Raw genomic sequence first — 18255 nt, 5'->3', positions numbered from 1 at the left:
ATTATCCTACAGACTCTACGCAATATATTGCCTCTGTAGGACATGATCTTAAGCATGCTTGACATCCCGTACAAAGAGAAGGATAAAGTTTAATTTCTTCATTTGAACAAGGATTTATTATTATTGCACTTGTAGGACATACAAGTTCACAACTTTCGCACAATATACATTTGTCCCAATCTACTCTTACAATAAAATAACTCATATCAAATAGTTTTTATTTGGTTAATCACTTTTTTTGTTTCTTCATTAAAATAATCCATAACAATATCCTTTGAAATAGCAATCCGAATATATTGATCAGGAGGAAAAGTTAAATTCGGCTTTATGCTTTGTACTGATATTTTAGAATCATAATTAAAATCTCCTTTCAATATAGTCAATTCATTTTTTTTGTCTTCATAAATTTTTCCCTTAGGCAAAGACATAGTCTCTTTAATATTTTTTATGGTCTTCCAATCTTTAGGAGGAAGTAATGATTTTATAGAAAAACCGTTATTGTACTTAACTATTGCATCATACGCTACTAATTCGTCAATTTTTAAATATTGATGCATCTCTGGTTGCCTAATTACTACACCTCTTTTATTTATTTCCATACCTTTAGGTATAACTCCATCCTTTAATGCTGAAGCATCAAAACCAATTGCGTCACAATGTTCTATTACTATATCTGCAATATCAAATATATTATTCTTTTCAGTAACGGTTTCTATCTCAAAGCTATCTGCAATTAGTATTTTGCCATCTGGCAAAGGTACATTAGGGTCAAAGAGTCCACCTCTAAAGTATTTGCCAAAATAATCTTCTAATGACGTTTTAAGTTCTTCGGGAGGAAATAGTTTTTGAGTATTCTGCATGTTGTTAAGCGTATTTCCCATTAAAGTTTCAACGCTACATAAACCAAGGGTTCCAATACCCATAGTTTTAAGGAATAGTCGTCTGTTCATTTCTTGTTATTAGATTTTATTTAATTAATGATTGCAATCATAACACTTTTATAAATAAACTTTATAGTAAACGATGTAAAGTCATAAGATGTTATGAGTTGCTGCGTTCATATTAGGCGTTTAGTTAAAATGTAATACCTATTAGTTATGAATTTACAAGATGCAACGAGGACGGAAGTCAGAAGTGATTTACATGGCGCTTAAACAAGCTGCTAATCAACTTTCGGCTTTAAACTCTCAAAAGTTTGGAAAACAATAGTTTGGAGCAGAAAAAATGCATTTAAAAAGGTTTGAGTGCTTCGCTATAGATCTCCGACCTGTTCTTTAGTTCTCATTTTTTATACGGATTAGCAGCCAATGGTCAATTTGCCAACTTTCTGAAAAGAGTGAACCGATCGATGAAGATGGGCGGTATTTTCGTTTCGAACCATGTATGTGACAAAATGCTGTCTCAACAAGAAGAAATGGTTCTTGCCTTAGTTGAATTACAGACCCGTGTGTTGGGATACCCTTCTCACAATATCCCAGAGGAAAAACTCAAGAAAACTCTTAGTGAAGCAGACTTTGGAGAATTTATAACAAAGCAGCCCGATGGAAGCTATGCTTATCCAACGTTGCTTTTATCTGTAAAAAAATAAAGGAAGTGTAATGTTGTAGCAAGTTTATGTCATTATGACTGAGTCATAAATATTTACTAATAACATATGGGGAGTTTGATTTAGCTGTCGTTGTATTGTGTTGATATACATTAATATGCTGTAATTAAATAATTGAGCCGCTGTTTTTTTTAGTTGTTTAATTCGTTAATAATTGGGATTGATTGAATTGTAGTGTCAGGTTACTTTTGAATAAACATTTTTAATAAATCAAATGATGACCAGAACAATTAATCTACAACAAGACCAGCAAAGTACAAGAATTCTTATGGCCGGTTCGTTTTCGCTTTTACACGAAAATTGGATGCTAAAAAAAAGAGGAAGAACTTAAACAAAAGAAACATAACAACATTAAAAAAGAAAAATAATTATGGAAAAAACAGCAGTTTTAGTAGGGTCTTCTACAGGAAACACAGAGTCTGTAGGAGAAAAAATAGTAGAAAAATTAGGAAATGGAGCTAAGTTAATCAACGTGGCAGATGCTTCTGTGGCTCAAATAGAAGATTGTAAAAACCTGATTCTAGGAACCTCGACCTGGGGTGTGGGCGATTTGCAAGATGACTGGGAAGATTTTCTTCCGAAATTAGCACAGGCCGATTTAAACGGGAAAACCGTAGCGCTTTTCGGGCTGGGAGATGCAGAATCGTACTATGATTCTTTTGTTGATGGTATTGGCACTATCTATGAGGAAATTAAAGACAAAGGTATCCGCCCGAGCAAATACTTATTCCTGAAGCAAACTTTTATCAATAAATTGCGGCAAAAGTTCTTTGAAATTTTCGGCGGGTGTAATGTGGATGTTTTCCATGACGTACTTTAGCCATTTTTGCGGATCAATGTCAAGTTTCTTGCAAGTTCCAAAGAAGCTGTAGAACATTGCGATATTTCTGGCAGCATCATGTGAACCGGCAAACAAATAGTTCTTACGTCCCAGAGCCAGAGGGCGAATAGAGTTCTCAACCAGATTGCTGTCTATCTCCAGCATTCCGTTGGTAAGATAGTTCTGCAGGCTTGTCCAGCGATTTTTGCAATATTCAAAAGCTTTGCCCAGAGGACTTCTTGGTATTACAGATCCTTTGTGCTTGTTAATGTATGCTCCAATTTCGTTAATTACAGGCAGAGCTTTTTCCAGCCGCAGAGCATGCCGTTGCTCATGGGATAGATTTTGTTCCCGTGCAATAGCCTCAATGGCATAGAGAAGCTGAATGAGGCTTAGCACATGCGAAGCTCGTTCCTGATCGTTCTTCAGTGCGGCATCAAAATACCGTCTGGCATGTGCCCAGCATGATAAATGAGTCAGTCCTGCTTTTTTTGCCAAAAAGGTATAGCCACTATAACCGTCGGTTTGAACAAATCCACGGAACGAACTCAAGTCGTCGATGGGGCCATTGGCCGATCGGCTCTTGTAGTACTCAAACAGCACGCTTTTTGACAATGGGGCATACCGAACCCACATGTACCCCTGGTGACACGTTCCTTTTTTGTTGCGATCCTGCACTTTTATTGGTGATTCATCGATCATCTGATAAATTTCCCTGAAAACATGTAATCGATGTACCACGTATAAAGGTCGCAATAAATTGGCTCCAAGTTTTATCCATGATTCCAGCGTGGAGTCCGGAATGGTAACTCCCATTTGGATGAGCATCTGGCGGGTGCGGTAAATCGGTAAGTGGTAGAGGTATTTATTGGTAAAGATCATTCCTAGCAGATTGGCACTGGCGATGCATTTATGAAGAGGTCTGTTTAAAGGAGCAATTACTTGCTTTTGATCGGCTTTCTCGTCCTCTTTGGTAATAAATTTGTAACGGATGTAATGGTTCTTAAACAACTTGGCAGGTGTATAATCCAGCTCCTCAGTGACTTCCTTACCAATACATATCATGCCTGTAGTGTCTTGCTCCGGCTCTAAAATAATTTCGTTAACAGGCAAGTGATCAGGCAGTTGCATACGGCCAGGATGTTCTTTTCTGACTTTCCTGCGTTCATACTCAACACGGATCTTTTCCTGCTCTTCTTTAACAGCTTTGGAAACAGCAGCAACCTCCTCTTCGAAAGACAATGTAAGTTGATCGGGATGAACCTGAGGAATGAAGCGTTCTCGTTTGGACCCGAATATTAAACGACGCATCTGATCATTCTGAAAAGCAAGATGTTCTACATCCTGCGTAAGCTTTTGTATAGAAGAGTCTTTTTCTGAAATAACAGCTTCTTTCTCCAAAAGATCCGCTTTCAGAGCCGATATTTTGGCCTCCAGTTGAGCAGTATTTTGGCTATGTGAAATGTGCTGTTTTTTCATACACAAATATAATATTAAATATTTGACTGACAAATATTTAAACCTATATTTTACAGTTATTTAACAACAAAAATCAGCTGATTTTAAATCGCTTTTTTCGTTTCAAATTTTTAAAGGAAAGACCTTCCAAAATCATCATCAACTCTTCCCGGGTAATGAGTCGTAATGGTGTTGTTTTATCCTGGTCTTCTAGAAAATATCTACCTCGCTCCAGACGTTTGTAAAACAAGGCAAAACCATCTCCGTCCCAAAATAACAGCTTTATATGTGTTCCGGTGCGATTTATAAAAATGAAAACGGAACCACTGACAGGATCCTGCTTCAATATATTGCGCACGATTCCGGCCAGTCCATCAAAGCCATTACGCATATCAACAGGCTTGCAGCACAAATAGTACTGCAAGTTTGCACTCAGCCCAATCATGAGCTAGTAAATTTTCAGGCTCATGTCGTTCGGAAAAGTAAGGCTCATTTGCGGCAATCGCTCATCCTGTAGCGATGAAACTGCCGTTGTTGCCGAAGATTCTGTTGAGGCGAAAGAATCAACCTGTGCATTCTGAAGACCGAATGAGTTAAGGTCAATAAATTTCAGGCTGGTGTCGCTTTCTGTTTTTTGAGTCTTTTCAAGGGCTTTGTATTTACCTACCCAGTATTGCATTTTCGAGCGTGTTACTCCAATTTGTTTGGCGTAACTTCCTATAGTTTGGCCGCTTTCCTGCTGTAGAACCACATGCTCAAACATGCTTCGGTTTAAGGATTTTCTGCGTTCCATGATTTTTTGAGGCAAAAATAACAGTCATTGGAATGGCAGGAAACATGGGTTTGGTGGGGTGGATACATACAACTGGTCAATTATTAAAGCGTAAAGAACCTGCACCTGAGCGAATGTTTCATTACAAGGAATATGAGATTGTTGTAAAAGTCAAAAAGATGCCCAAAAAAGAAAGGTCTGGGATAAGTTATGTAAGTAGAACTATTACCTGTACCAATAGGTTATCGGGTAAGTTGCAGTGGGAGAAAAGTATAGTGTCGGAATCTTCAAGTACGTCTTATTCTTCATATATTATTAGAAATTCATTGTGGTTGGATGTGGGAGAAGAAAACTTTGGTGTAATAAATATTAAAACAGGCAAGGTGAAGCGAGCCGCATTTAATAATATTGGATATTATGATTTCCTTTATACGTTGAAAAATGGTTTTGTTAGATGGACTGAGGATCACAGAATTGAGTATACAAATTTACGGCATCCTCGTAAAAGTTGGGTGTATGAAACTCCTGAGGGGGATAGGGTATACCGACCGTTTAATGGACCAAAATCGACAAATGATAAAATTCTTTATTTACAAGCAAATAGGAATGCTATTAGGGCATTTAATCTTAGGACAGGCAAAGTAGATTGGGAGTTTTCATCCGTTTCAAAGATTACTTCAAACTTGGTGATAGCAGATGATGTTCTTTATTTTACAGATGGAGATGGCCTGGTAGCCCTGGATGTTAGCGAGAAAAATGATAAAAAAAGATGGGATGATTATCATCTTCGTTTTCCGGATGAGAAAAACAAAGAAGAATCAGAGCCCGAGTTGCTTTCGGAAGAGTATCGTACACCAATGGGAGAGAAATTCGATGAGCAGGATGTATTGGGAGATTTTGTAGTGTATATAAGAACTAAAAATGCCAAGGGTAAACAAATCGCTATAAAGTTCAATATGCCGGGTCGAGTAGTCCTGTATAATGGAGAGGTCGTAAAGGATAATAAAATAGAAGGATATACCATAAAAAAAGATTTTGAGAAAATATATCTACGTGCCGAGAAAATAAAAGCAGAAGAATAGTATTATCCCCGAGGCCCAACTTTTAAGCATGACCTTATACCCATGGCTGTAGGTTTTAGTTGATCTCAGTTGGGTTTTAATTATTCCTTTCTAGCCACCACAATATCGCGTTTGATGGATTTGTCTACCATATGTTCAAACTGGTCATAGGGAGTGTCAGATAACACTTCCAATCCATGAATGGCAAAAGTTTTTGCTAGTTGCTGTCTGTTTATGATAAAGGAATTCCAGGCCATAACAACTGCGCCTCCCTTTTTAAGAACTTTAGTCCATTCAGGCAAACATTCATGGAGTAGATCGGATGGATTTCTTGTCTTAGAGGCAGTTTTTTTGTCTTTAACATTTCCGTGGGCAATGCCGTAAGGCAAGTCTCCAACGACCATATTAAATTTTTCTTTCTTAAAATATTTATATGCATTTTTTGAATGACCATTTACAATTCCCAATGTTTTAACTGACTCCTGTGATTTAAAATCTGCTTTGTTTAATGCATAATCAAATTTCTGTATCTCGATGGCTTCGGACTTATTGGATCCATAAATTTGTTTTTTTGAGTATTGATGCTTCACTCGTTCCGTTTGCAGGTATTTTTTAAAAAAGATGCTTGTTTCATGCACAGCTTTGTGTTCCAGTTCGATGCCGTATGCATCAAAACCGTGTGTAGTTCCGGCAAACAAAGTTGTTCCTTTTCCTGCTACTGGATCAAGCATTTTTATTTTGTCATCGTAGCTATAGTCACTGGAAAGGAGAGCTACGTTAATCATCATTTGAGTGAATAATTCATTGGTTTTGCCAGGGTATTTTAAAAGGGAGCAGATCTTACTGTTTAAGTATTCGTATTCGTCTTTTCTTATTGGAATTAAGTGATTCTCGTTGCCCTTTTGGTTCCAAATAAAAATAGCAAAAACAAAGGATAAACGTGATAGTATTTTCATATCACTTTCAGCAATGTCTCCATCTGATTCAAGAAACAGATAGCGTACTTTTTCAATTTCAACTATATCAACGTGGATGCAAGTTGTTGCTAATCTTTTGCAGGCCAACTTTAGTTCCGCTAAAGCTAACTTGTCGGCCAAGTTGTAATATACCCTATTGTGGCCGGGGTGTTGTAATATTAACAGTTTCACTGTATTAATAATTGAGTAAAATCTTTATAACCAGTTCAAATTGAAAAAGCACGCTGTTATTGTGATTACAGGTACATACTATCTCTTCTCTTCATAAGTTCTTCGTCAGAGATATAATCGTCATAGTCCATTTGTTTATCAATAATTCCCGATGGAGTTAACTCGATGATGCGATTACTTACCGTTTGAATAAATTCGTGGTCATGGCTGGAGAATAGCACAATACCCTTAAACTGAGCTAGCTTCTCGTTGAAAGCCTGGATGGATTCCAAATCTAAGTGGTTGGTAGGAGTATCTAAGATAAGGGTGTTGGCATTTTTCAACATCATACGAGCTATCATACAGCGCATTTTTTCGCCTCCAGATAGCACCCTGCTTTTCTTAAATATTTCCTCCCCTGAAAAAAGCATTTTACCCAGATAGCCTCGAATAAATATCTCGGTAGTATCTGGAGAATACTGTGCCAGCCAGTCCTGTATATTTAGGTCGTTATCAAAAAACTGAGTGTTTTCAACAGGAAGATATGCTGTTGTAATGGTTTGCCCCCATCGGTATTCGCCCGATTCGGCAGGATGAACACCGTTGATAATGTCAAACAATGCGCTCATGGCTCTTGGATCCTTTGAAAGGAAAACGATTTTATCATTTTTTTCCACGTTAAAAGATACATCCTTGAATAAGGTTTTTCCTTCAATGGATGCACTTAAATCACGCACCTCCAATATCGTATTTCCAGGTTCTCTTTCTGGTGTAAAAATAATGGCCGGATACTTGCGGGTAGAAGGTTGAATTTCTTCCAGATTAAGTTTCTCCAGCATCTTTTTACGACTGGTTGTTTGTTTGCTCTTGGCCACGTTTGCACTAAAGCGGGCAATAAATTCCTGGAGTTCTTTTTTCTTTTCTTCTGCTTTTTTATTCTGCTGTTGTTGTTGACGTAGGGCCAATTGACTGGACTCATACCAGAAACTGTAGTTACCAGAGAATAACTGTACTTTACCAAAGTCAATATCTACTGTATGGGTACAGATCGCATCTAAAAAGTGACGGTCATGTGATACCACCAATACCGTATTCTCAAAATTAGACAAATAATGCTCCAGCCAGCTTACCGAATCTAGATCTAGGTCGTTGGTAGGCTCATCTAATAATAGGTTTTCAGGTTTACCAAATAAAGCACGAGCTAACAGTATTTTTACTTTTTGCTTACCACTTAAAGTGCTCATTTTAGCTGTATGCAATTCTTCTTTAATGCCTAATCCGCTCAATAGGCTAGCGGCATCACTTTCAGCATTCCATCCGTCCATTTCGGCAAATTTCTCCTCTAATTCAGAGGCTTTAATTCCATCCTCGTCAGAAAAATCAGGCTTTGCATATAAGGCATCCTTCTCATGCATTACTTCCCATAGGACTGTGTGTCCCATCATTACGGTATCAATAACAGTTTGTTCATCAAATTCGTGGTGATCCTGTTTAAGAACGGATAAGCGTTCGTTAGGACCAAACACAACCGTTCCGCCGGTTGAGTCCAATTCGCCGCTTAAAATCCTTAAAAAGGTAGATTTTCCGGCTCCGTTGGCTCCAATTATACCATAACAATTGCCTTGTGTAAACTTTAAATTCACATCCTGAAAAAGAACCCTTTTCCCAAACTGAATCCTTAAATTCGAAACTGTAATCATATATATCGTTTTTTTGTTTCTGCTTAAAATTTAATTCTGGGTGAATAGGGTATAACAAGAGGAACGACTTTTTGGTGGTGTTGAAGCCTTTGTTTATTAGACTTTTACTGAGGTTAAAGTAAGTCTGTAGTCTTTCCCTGATATCAAACGATTCACCATATAAAATGCGCGCAAAATTAGGCATTATAATTGAGCTTCAAGTGCCTCAGGGAGTATTTAAATGTTAAGGAATGTAAAAAGATGCGAGTGTTTGTGTTTTACCCATAATTTGATCAGACTTATTGTTAGAATTGTTGTGTTTGTAATTTTTTTGTGAATACTAGGCGAAATATGTGTAATTTAGTTTTCAACTTTATAAAATAAGGAGTTTATATGATTAAGAGTTTTTCAATAATAGTGATTGTTTTGGGGGTATGTGCATGTGCTACAGTCAAAGATAAAACGAATCAGGAACAGGAACAAATGTCATCGATACAAGAGTCGGAAAGTCATTTCGAAATGCAAAAAAGAGGAATCGATTTTTCCGCATCAGGAATTGATTCGGATTGGTTGCTGGAAATTGATTTTGATAAAAAGGTTAGGTTTACATCACCTAAGTTAAATCATGACTTTGAGGTAAACGTATTGGTTTTGGGAGAAGGTTTAAAAGGTTCTGAAGCTACCCATGAAGTTATTAGCAGTGATGGCGAATTAACCATTGGTATACAATACAAAAAGCAACAGCTTATTCATCAGGCGAAGAAACCTTTTGATGTGATTGTTAAATATGTAGATCGTAAGACAGACAAAGAACAAAGTTTCAGTGGGGAAGGTGTTTTTTATGGTGATATCCGCCTACATGATAGTTGGCTTTTGGATAGAATAAATGGAATAAAAATAGATACCGCTCACTTGGATCAATATCCGCATATGGATATTTATCTGGATAAGGGGAAGGCTATGGGTTTTATGGGTTGCAATTCCTTTTCGTCTGATATTTATTTTGGTAGAAATGAAGTATGTTTTTCTCCTGTGTTGAGCACCAAAATGGCCTGTATGAATGATGCCATTGAACCAGTATTTTCAAAAGCTATTTCAAATAAGGTGCTTAAGTATAGATTCGATGATTTATATTTGATTTTGGAAAATGCTACAGATACGTTGGTGTTTGTAAAAGATTACTAATTATTCAATCCCGGAATAGTGTAAACGACCGTTATTCAGGAATCAAAGGTAAAAATGAATGTGCGTTTTTTTTAGCAGATAAGCGTGTAAGTTGATGTAAAAACTATCTTTGCGACTTTGATTTTTTCGCTTAGGCGGAAGATGATGTATTAATAGATCGATATATGAAGCAAGCTATGGGAATTATTTCACACGCAGCAGTGTGATTGATGTCGGTAAGTTTCATGTGATCTTAAAAATTAATTATAAATACATGAAAATTGCAAAGTTTAAGGACGTAGCTCATCAATATAAGGTTGTGTTTTTTGATGCTTATGGAGTGTTGAAAAAACACGATGGGATGATAGATGGTGTAAAAGAAATGTTGCGCTTTCTGAAGGAACAAAATATTGATTTTTATATTATCACCAATGATGCTTCACGTTCGCCTGAGTTGTTAGCAAAAACTTATCGGGATGCTGGTATCGAATATATGCAGGCAGAAAATTTGATTTCGTCGGCCATGATGAGTATGACCTTCTTAAAAGAAAATATTCATCCAGGATCTACTGTGGCTTATTTAGGTAGGAAAACATCGGAATTTTTTATTCAAGGTGCTGATTTAATTCCGCTGCGAGTAGAGAATGTGGAGGTCGACGACTATACAGATATTGCGGCTATTGTTCTCTTTGATGATGGCGGTTATGACTTTCATCCGGGTATTAACCGAACGCTCAATCTGATCAGAGGTACTGAGGTGCCCGTAGTGGTGGCCAATCCTGATTTGATTTATCCGGTAAATGATGAGCAAACAGCCTTTGCCATTGGCAGTATAGCCAATATGATGGAAGCGGTGGCTAATCGTAAGTTTTTTCGGTTTGGAAAGCCCGATGTAGGTATTTTTGATTATGCTTTTGAAAGAGTGAACCAGCAGCGAAAAGTCTCGAAACGCGATGTATTGATGGTTGGTGATACCTTAACAACTGACATTGTGGGAGGTAATCAATTTGGTATTGACACCGCTCTTGTGTTGTCGGGCAGTACCATTGCAAAACAAGCTGCGACAATGATTCAGGAAACAGGTATTGAACCCACCCATATCTGTATGTCGGTGGTGGATTAAGCTTAATTTTTAATGAATAATGGAGCGAATAGTAACACATTTTAAAGAGTTTGTAGGTAAGGATGCTTTTAAAATAAGTAATAAGCATATAATTGGTAAATTGTCTCAACTGAACCATCAAGGAAGAAAGGAGCTAAGAGCTCAATTATTGGAGCAGGCCATGATGATGTCGGAAGACAAAAGTGCTTTGGTTTGGCTTAGGTCCTGTTTTGATGAGCTGGATAAACATGCCTTTAGAATGCACCAAGTGTATTTTAGCCCGGGTACCGAAATTGGAGATACTATAAGTAAACTGCTGAACGAAGCAGAAAAGTCAGTTCAGCTGTGTGTTTTCTCCATAACTGATCATCGCTTGGCAAAGGAAGTTCTTAATTGTCAGCGGCGAGGTTTAAAGGTGGAGATTATTACCGATGATCAAAAGATTTTTGACCGTGGATCAGAGATTCAGGACATGCGTTATGCAGGTGTAGAGATTAAGATTGATCATTCCAAATACCATATGCACAATAAGTTTGGTATTATTGATCGACGCATTATTTTTACAGGAAGTTTTAATTGGACTTATACTGCATCAAAACATAATCAAGAGAACCTATTGGTAACCACTAATGGCTCTATTGTTCAACAATTTCATGAAGAGTTTGAAAAACTATGGAGAGAGATGTATGTTCTGTGACCTAGTAACGTTGATTGTCAAGAGGTGTTATTGTGTTTTTTATTGCCTCTCTAGTTAAAAAAACTCTAATGTAAATGATATCTTTGCCATCATAAAAAGAATAAACAATGACAGAAATAGGTAAATATAATGTGTTGCGGGTAGTAAAAGATCTTGATTTTGGTCTTTATTTAGATGGAGGTGAAGATCTTGGGGAAATATTATTGCCCCGTAGATATGTGCCTGTAAACTGCTCAGTGGATGATGAGCTGGAAGTATTTATTTATTTGGATTCTGAAGATCGTTTGATCGCTACCACAGAAATGCCTGAGGCTACCGTGGGAGAGTTTGCTTTTTTAGAAGCTGTTTCGGTTGGTAAAGTGGGTGCTTTCCTAGATTGGGGACTGCCAAAGGATTTGTTGGTTCCTTTTCGTGAGCAAAAGATGGACATGGAAAAGGGTAAAAAATATGTTGTTTATATATACTTGGACGATGAGAGCCGCAGAATAGCTGCATCTTCTAAAATAGAGAAGTTTTTAGATAACCTACCTCCGGAATATGCAGAAGGGCAGGAAGTGGATCTGATGATCTTTCATCAATCGGAGCTGGGATATAAAGCCATTGTTAATGGAACCCATACCGGTATGCTCTATGATAATGAGGTTTTTCGTAACTTAAAACGGGGCGATAAAATGAAGGGTTTTATTAAAAAAGTGAGGGAAGATGATAAAATTGACCTTGTGCTTGAAAAGCCTGGATATGGAAAAGTAGACGGTATTGCGCAATCTTTATTGAGTAGATTGGAAAAAGCCAATGGTTTCATGGATATGACGGACAAAAGTCCGGCCGACGAAATCAATCGACGTCTGGGTATTAGTAAGAAGAACTTTAAAAAAGCGGTGGGTGCGCTGTATAAACAGAAAATGATTGCCATTGAAGAGGATGGTATTCGCTTGTTAATATAAAGCTTAAAAATGACAGTATTGGGCATCGTTGTTTTCCTTAAAGCGGTGATGCTAATCGTTCTTGTCTTTTGAGTGAGCTTCAAGTGCCTATTAAAAGAAAAATTATAAACATATGCAAAAAGGGATTTTACTGGTGGCTTTCGGAAGCTCAGTTCCTGCTGCAAACGTAGCATTGAAGAATATACATCATGAGGTGGAACGTTCTTTTCCCGGTGTTATGATACGGTGGGCTTATACTTCTGCTTTTATCCGAAAGAAGCTTAAAAGACAAGGTGACGAAGTAGATTCTCCAGTGATTGCTCTGTCTAAGATGGCAGATGAGGGGTGCACGCATATTGCAATTCAATCTTTGCATACTATTCCGGGTTTGGAGTATGAATATTTATTACAGACAGTTAAGGGTATTATGGATATTCCCAAGGGGCCTGTAAAGGTTGAGGTGGGAAGGCCACTGTTATACTCCCATGAGGATGTTGAAAGAGCAGTGGATGCTATGATGGCTCATATACCACATAGAGGTGAGCGGGAGGGATTAGTGTTAATGGGACACGGTACCCCGCATTTTTCCAATGTTTTTTATCCTGCGTTGAATTACTATTTTGCCCAAAAAACACATACTGTTTTTGTAGCCACAGTAGAGGGGTTTCCAACCATACAGGATATCATTTTAAAGCTGAAACAACAAAAAATTGACAAGGTATATCTTATGCCTTTTATGAGTATGGCTGGTGGTCATGTGAAAAACGATATGTGTGGAGAGCATGAGGGAAGCTGGTGTACCTTATTGATTTCGGCTGGTTTCAAGGTGGAATGTATTATCAAGGGTACGGGTGAATTAAAAGAAATGGTTTCTATTTGGCTACAACACCTAAAGGATGCGTTTGAAAGACTGTAAAGAATATGTCTTGATTTCAATAATTTTAGTTTTGTATGTGTGGGCGTATAACTTGCTACATTATTTTAGTATTTCACGATGATAGAATGCAATAATATATCCCTCTGTTTTGATAAGCAGGAAGTATTTAAGGACTTTAATTTAAAAATTGAGAGAGGGGAGTCTGTATGTATTTCCGGGGAATCGGGTAAAGGTAAATCTACCTTGTTAAAAGTATTGCAAGGTTTTGAGCTGGTCAATAAGGGAAAGGTGATGGTGGATGGATGTGAGCTGAATGAGAAAAACGTCGCCCAAATTAGAAAAAAGATTACCTGGATTCCTCAGAATGTTAATTTGCCGGTAAAGAATAGTAAAGCGCTATTGGAGCTCCTTGAACTGGAGGACCAACAAGAGAAGGTGTTTTCTTTTTTTAAACAGCTGGGTGTTGAAACGGAGAATTTTTATAAAAATTTTGACGAAGTCAGTGGAGGGCAAAAACAACGTATGGTGATCGCTATATGTTTGTGTTTAGATCGGGAGATCTTGTTCTTGGATGAACCAAGCTCTTCGTTGGATGAACATTCTATTGCCTTGTTAATAAGAACCATTAAATCTCTGAATGGGAAAACCATTGTTTCTACTTCCCATAATTTAACATGGCTACAAAGTGTTGATCGTATAATTGAGTTGTAATGGTTTATGAGTAAAATTATAGATATACATTTTTTTGATCTGGGGCTGGCTTTTTTAGCTATGTTGATCCCTATTTCGTTTTTGCTGTATTTTCGGGTTAAAATAGTGAAGGGTGTGATGATTGCTTTACTACGTATGCTCTTACAGCTAAGTTTGATTGCCGTCTATCTGGATCAGCTCTTTGTAATGAATAATGTCTGGATTAATATTGTCTGGGTGTTTGTTATGATTGTGGTGGGTGTTTCAACGGCCATTACCCGGGTGGGGCTGAATTGGAAATACTTTATTGTACCCTTGTTTTTATCGGCCTTAACAGCCGTGGTGATCATTGATGCATTTTTTTTGGGAATCGTTGTTAAGCCAGCTTATTTTTTTGATGCCCGTTATTTTATTCCTATTACGGGTATGGTGTTGGGAAATTCGTTGAACCATAATATAGTAGGCTTAAGTACCTATTTTAAGAGTCTTACTGAGAAAAAAGAGTTATATTTTTTTCTTCTGACCAATACGAAGGATAATAAATTTTGTCTGCGACCATTCATTACTGAAGCGATCATGAGGGGGCTGAACCCCATGGTTGCTAATATGACGGTGGTAGGATTGATCTCTATACCAGGAATGATGACAGGACAATTGTTGGGAGGTATAGACCCGGTGGCTGCTGTTAAATATCAAATTATGATTATGTTGGCTATGTTTACCGGAAGCACTCTGAATTTGTTTTTGAGTATCTTGTTTTCCAACCGATTTATCTTTGATAAGTATCAGCGACTGAAAAAAGAAGTCATTAAACATGGATGATGTATTCTTTGTGATAGTTTTTCTATTGTATTTTGCGGCTTAATGTATGTTTAAAGCCAAATTCTATTGGTCATGGATATGCATATCTCCATAAAAAGATTATTTTTGCTAGTTTGATAGTAAGATAATATCTTGTAGTCGGTATTTTCTTTCAATCATTATATTGCAAAAACCTGATAACCAATGCAAAAAATATTTATGCGACTTTATACCCTATTGTTTGTTCTAGCTTTACCATTTACAGATCGTGCGAATCATAGTTTTAAGGGGATAATTAAGTGGTTGCCATTGTTACTTGTGGTACTGACCGTGTCGTGCATTCCTCAAAAAGAACTGTTATACCTGCAGGAAAAAGACTCTATTGTTGAGTATGAGACTGTCACTGAGATTACGGGGAAGTACATTTTACAAACAAATGACTATTTATTTATTCAGGTATCCACCTTTGATCCTAAATTGTCTGAGTTTTTCAATGCTACACAAGGTAATAGTTCGTCGCAATCAACACAGAATAATCTGTTTATGTATATGGTGGATGACAATATGGATATTGATTTTCCTTATGCGGGTAAGATTAATCTGAGAGGATGTAACCTGGAACAGGCCAAAACGAAAATAAGAGTCGCACTGAAACCTTATTTGAAGGATTTTAATTTAGTGGTGCGCTTGGGAAGTAATTCATTTACCATCTTGGGTGAGGTTAAAAGTCCAGGGCGACATACCATGAGTAAAGATCAGATAACCATTTTTGAGGCATTAGGAATAGCTGGCGATTTGACGGCCTATGGCAAAAGAAAGGATATGAAAATAGTAAGGCCTCAGGCGGATGGAAGCTATGAAACTTATGTTGTTGATATCACAGACCATAAAATTATAGGTTCTGATAAGTATTTTATTTATCCCAATGACCTAATCTATGTGCGACCTATTAGAGCCAAACAATTGGGTATTGGGGAGTCGTTTAGTTTAGGTATTTTTTCTTCACTTTTAGCACTGGCTTTAACTGTTGTAACTTTAACAAGATAGTTGGTAAAGTATTTTATTTTATGCAAAATTCACCAAACACCGCTACTACCGATACTAGTTTAAGTATTAATCTGGATTACAAAAAATTACTTAGGGATATACTCCAGTATTGGTGGTTGTTTGCCATCACACTGCCCATCGCTATAGGTAGTGTTTATCTTAGACATCGCTGGGTTACAGAAATACATAGTGCTTCCATGAAGATATTAATGGAAGAACGGGGTAATGATATGCCTCAAACTGATATGATGGAGGGCTTTGGTTTAACGCCTGGTATGCGAAACCTGGATAATCAGTTAGCTGTTTTAACTTCTTGGGATATGGTGAGTAATGCCATTCATTCCCTGGATTTTGATGTGAGTTATTATGTGAAGGGAAACTTAAAAACAACAGAAATTTATCCGGCTTATGATTATCGCGTAGAATTTGATACTTCTTATCCCCAATTATTGAATACCGCATTTTATATTCAAAAAATTGATGCCAATACCTTTGAATTGAAATACACAACAGAGGGGCAGGCTGCCTATAATTATAGTAATGGAAATATCAGTTCCGGACCTGGTGCGGTAGAAGTGTCAGCACATCATCAGATAGGGGAATGGATTACAACTGATTATTTTCGTTTTAGGGTGTTAAGTGGTCGCTTTGCTCTGTCATCAGAAAATGTGTATTATTTTCAATTTAATCACCCGGGCGCATTGACAAGTCATTACGCCAGTTTGTTGAGAGCTACCAAAGATGGTGAGTCATCTATTATTCGAATATCCATTACGGGTCCCAATAAAGCAAAAAATATTAAGTTTCTTAACACACTGGCCGATGTTTTTATAGCCTCAAATCTTGAGAAGAAAAATCAGATAGCCAGTAATACCATTAAGTTTATTGAATCGCAGTTGATTAATATAAAAGACTCATTGAGCGATACCGGCAAGGAGCTAAGTAGTTTTAGAACTTTCAATAGGATACAAAGTATTGATTCCAAAACAGAGTATCTGTTTACACAACTGCAAGAGTCGGAACAAAAGCTGGCAGAGTTATATATTTTACGGAACTATTATGATTATCTGATAGATTATTTTGGTAATAGTGAGATTGACAATGAGATTATAGCGCCGGCTATTTACAAGGTGGATAATCAGCTATTGACATCTCAAATTCAAAAAATAATTGAATTAAATTCGGAGCGTCTCGCAGTTGAATTACCTCTGGGAGAAAGCACAATAAACCCTTATTCGGAACAAAAAGGAATGGAGTTGGCGTTGGCTAAGGAAGTGTTGATTAAATCCATTAAAAACCAAAAGATAAATTTAGCTGCACAAATAGATCGTATACAGAAAGAAAAGGACAAGTTTGAGGCTGATTTATATGGTTTACCTGAGACTGAACGAAAATTGTTGGGTATAGAGCGTAAATTTGATTTGAACAGTGAGGTGTTTACCTTTTTATTGCGAAAAAGATCTGAAGCACAAATTCAAAAGGCCTCTAATACCCCCGATCATCATGTGTTAGAAGCAGCCAGGAATGGAGGTATGGTGACGCCTTCTATGTATAGCAATATGCGAAAAGCTGGTATGATTGGTATTTTGATACCTTTGCTCATATTGGTTGTTAAGCAGTTGTTAAACAATAGGATCACCAGTGTTGATGATGTGGAGAAATTATCTCCAATTCCTATCATAGGGCAGGTAATTCATAGTAGTAAAAAAGAGGTGAATGTAGTTAGTGCCCATCCTAAATCGGTGGTTACAGAAACTTTTAGGCGTGTAAGAACCCGATTGGAGTTTCTGGTGGGAGATACAAAGGTACCCATACTTACGGTTACTTCATCTATGCCGGGCGAAGGGAAAACGTTTTGCTCATTGAACTTGGCTTCTGTTTTTGCTTTGTCGGGTAAAAAGACTGTTATTATTGGATTTGATATGAGAAAACCTGGGTTGAATAAAGTACTGGGTATGGAGGAGCATAGTGGGGTATCTAACTATCTGATTGGAAAAGCAAGTTTGGAAGAAATTGTATTGCCCGATCCTTCGGGTTTGGAGAATTTGTATGTCATCCCTTCTGGTGTCATTCCTCCTAATCCCTCAGAATTGATTAACTCCAATAAAACCAAAGAACTGTTTGCTGCCTTACGTAAAGAGTTTGATATAATTTTACTTGATTCACCACCCATGGGGGTTGTGGCAGATGCCTACATATTGGCAAGGTATTCTGATGCATTAATATTTTTAGTTCGCCATAATCATACCATCCGACAGGTGTTTGCTCATACTGTAACAAATTTAAAAGCGGAAGGTATTACCACTAATGTTGGTATTTTGCTGAACGATTTGAATATAAAACAAGGTGGCTATGGTTCTCATTATGGCTATGGCTATGGCTATGGCTACGGTTATGGTTATGGTCATGGTTATTATGAGGAATAGGTATA

The 18255-nt window shown here is 37.3% G+C and carries 19 protein-coding genes; 12 read left to right on the top strand and 7 right to left on the bottom strand.

Annotated features, from left to right (window positions below; all coding sequences use genetic code 11):
* Position 1: 1 nt before the first annotated feature.
* On the bottom strand, positions 2 to 205 hold the full coding sequence (locus CYTFE_RS31920) for a 4Fe-4S binding protein (protein WP_081735971.1): 204 nt from the start codon (positions 203 to 205) through the stop codon (positions 2 to 4).
* 1 nt (position 206) lies between these two features.
* Complete coding sequence (locus tag CYTFE_RS0111425; RefSeq protein WP_027471894.1) at positions 207 to 923, bottom strand: hypothetical protein; 717 nt, start codon at positions 921 to 923, stop codon at positions 207 to 209.
* A gap of 425 nt (positions 924 to 1348) precedes the next feature.
* On the opposite strand from CYTFE_RS0111425, the gene CYTFE_RS0111420 reads away from it, so the two are divergent.
* Positions 1349 to 1588 carry a hypothetical protein gene (locus tag CYTFE_RS0111420; RefSeq protein ID WP_027471893.1) on the top strand — a complete coding sequence of 80 codons (240 nt, stop codon included), beginning with the start codon at positions 1349 to 1351 and terminating at the stop codon, positions 1586 to 1588.
* A gap of 388 nt (positions 1589 to 1976) precedes the next feature.
* Positions 1977 to 2426 carry a flavodoxin domain-containing protein gene (locus CYTFE_RS26210; RefSeq protein ID WP_052343157.1) on the top strand — a complete coding sequence of 150 codons (450 nt, stop codon included), beginning with the start codon at positions 1977 to 1979 and terminating at the stop codon, positions 2424 to 2426.
* On the opposite strand, the gene tnpC is transcribed toward CYTFE_RS26210, so the two are convergent.
* The 3 genes from tnpC to tnpA all read right to left on the bottom strand — a co-directional run bounded on the left by tnpC (position 2331) and on the right by tnpA (position 4677).
* A complete protein-coding gene (gene tnpC / locus CYTFE_RS26205) occupies positions 2331 to 3905 on the bottom strand; it encodes an IS66 family transposase (protein WP_044262762.1) in 1575 nt (524 codons plus the stop codon). The genes CYTFE_RS26210 and tnpC overlap by 96 nt on opposite strands.
* Before the next feature lie 73 nt (positions 3906 to 3978).
* On the bottom strand, positions 3979 to 4329 hold the full coding sequence (tnpB, locus tag CYTFE_RS0111405; protein WP_027470457.1) for an IS66 family insertion sequence element accessory protein TnpB: 351 nt from the start codon (positions 4327 to 4329) through the stop codon (positions 3979 to 3981).
* Between the two features lie 3 nt (positions 4330 to 4332).
* Positions 4333 to 4677: an IS66 family insertion sequence element accessory protein TnpA gene (tnpA, locus tag CYTFE_RS0111400; RefSeq protein WP_027471892.1), complete on the bottom strand. Its 345-nt coding sequence runs from the start codon at positions 4675 to 4677 to the stop codon at positions 4333 to 4335.
* 32 nt (positions 4678 to 4709) lie between these two features.
* Between tnpA and CYTFE_RS0111395 the strand changes: the two genes are divergently transcribed.
* Positions 4710 to 5738 (top strand): outer membrane protein assembly factor BamB family protein, encoded by a 1029-nt coding sequence (locus tag CYTFE_RS0111395; RefSeq protein WP_027471891.1) that lies wholly within the window; start codon positions 4710 to 4712, stop codon positions 5736 to 5738.
* 80 nt (positions 5739 to 5818) lie between these two features.
* Here the strand turns inward: CYTFE_RS0111395 and CYTFE_RS0111390 are convergent, their stop codons facing one another.
* Together CYTFE_RS0111390 and CYTFE_RS0111385 are read right to left on the bottom strand one after the other, a co-directional pair.
* Positions 5819 to 6865, bottom strand: a complete 1047-nt coding sequence (locus CYTFE_RS0111390; RefSeq protein ID WP_027471890.1) for a TRM11 family SAM-dependent methyltransferase — start codon at positions 6863 to 6865, stop codon at positions 5819 to 5821.
* Between the two features lie 65 nt (positions 6866 to 6930).
* Entirely contained in the window at positions 6931 to 8544 is a 1614-nt protein-coding gene (locus CYTFE_RS0111385) for an ABC-F family ATP-binding cassette domain-containing protein (RefSeq protein WP_027471889.1), read from the bottom strand.
* Between the two features lie 372 nt (positions 8545 to 8916).
* On the opposite strand from CYTFE_RS0111385, the gene CYTFE_RS0111380 reads away from it, so the two are divergent.
* From CYTFE_RS0111380 to CYTFE_RS0111340, 9 genes are all read left to right on the top strand, one after another.
* The gene (locus CYTFE_RS0111380) at positions 8917 to 9708 is read left to right on the top strand and encodes an META domain-containing protein (RefSeq protein WP_027471888.1); all 792 of its coding nucleotides are present in this window, start codon (positions 8917 to 8919) and stop codon (positions 9706 to 9708) included.
* Positions 9709 to 9961: 253 nt separating this feature from the next.
* Positions 9962 to 10810 (top strand): HAD-IIA family hydrolase, encoded by an 849-nt coding sequence (locus CYTFE_RS0111375; protein WP_027471887.1) that lies wholly within the window; start codon positions 9962 to 9964, stop codon positions 10808 to 10810.
* A gap of 19 nt (positions 10811 to 10829) precedes the next feature.
* Positions 10830 to 11486: a phospholipase D-like domain-containing protein gene (locus tag CYTFE_RS28715; RefSeq protein WP_052343156.1), complete on the top strand. Its 657-nt coding sequence runs from the start codon at positions 10830 to 10832 to the stop codon at positions 11484 to 11486.
* Positions 11487 to 11593: 107 nt separating this feature from the next.
* On the top strand, positions 11594 to 12430 hold the full coding sequence (locus tag CYTFE_RS0111365) for a CvfB family protein (protein ID WP_027471886.1): 837 nt from the start codon (positions 11594 to 11596) through the stop codon (positions 12428 to 12430).
* 112 nt (positions 12431 to 12542) lie between these two features.
* The gene (locus CYTFE_RS26195; protein ID WP_052343155.1) at positions 12543 to 13325 is read left to right on the top strand and encodes a sirohydrochlorin cobaltochelatase; all 783 of its coding nucleotides are present in this window, start codon (positions 12543 to 12545) and stop codon (positions 13323 to 13325) included.
* 78 nt (positions 13326 to 13403) lie between these two features.
* Positions 13404 to 13997: an ABC transporter ATP-binding protein gene (locus CYTFE_RS0111355; protein ID WP_027471885.1), complete on the top strand. Its 594-nt coding sequence runs from the start codon at positions 13404 to 13406 to the stop codon at positions 13995 to 13997.
* Positions 13998 to 14003: 6 nt separating this feature from the next.
* Entirely contained in the window at positions 14004 to 14798 is a 795-nt protein-coding gene (locus CYTFE_RS0111350) for an ABC transporter permease (RefSeq protein ID WP_044262757.1), read from the top strand.
* A gap of 183 nt (positions 14799 to 14981) precedes the next feature.
* Positions 14982 to 15824, top strand: coding sequence for a polysaccharide biosynthesis/export family protein (locus tag CYTFE_RS0111345; RefSeq protein ID WP_235208207.1), 843 nt, complete (start codon positions 14982 to 14984; stop codon positions 15822 to 15824).
* A 20-nt stretch (positions 15825 to 15844) separates the two neighbouring features.
* Positions 15845 to 18250: a polysaccharide biosynthesis tyrosine autokinase gene (locus CYTFE_RS0111340; protein ID WP_081735970.1), complete on the top strand. Its 2406-nt coding sequence runs from the start codon at positions 15845 to 15847 to the stop codon at positions 18248 to 18250.
* The last annotated feature ends 5 nt before the right edge of the window (positions 18251 to 18255 follow it).

Source organism: Saccharicrinis fermentans DSM 9555 = JCM 21142, assembly GCF_000517085.1.
In the GTDB taxonomy this organism is placed as follows: domain Bacteria; phylum Bacteroidota; class Bacteroidia; order Bacteroidales; family Marinilabiliaceae; genus Saccharicrinis; species Saccharicrinis fermentans.
This window is presented reverse-complemented; position numbering and strand designations above follow the sequence as displayed.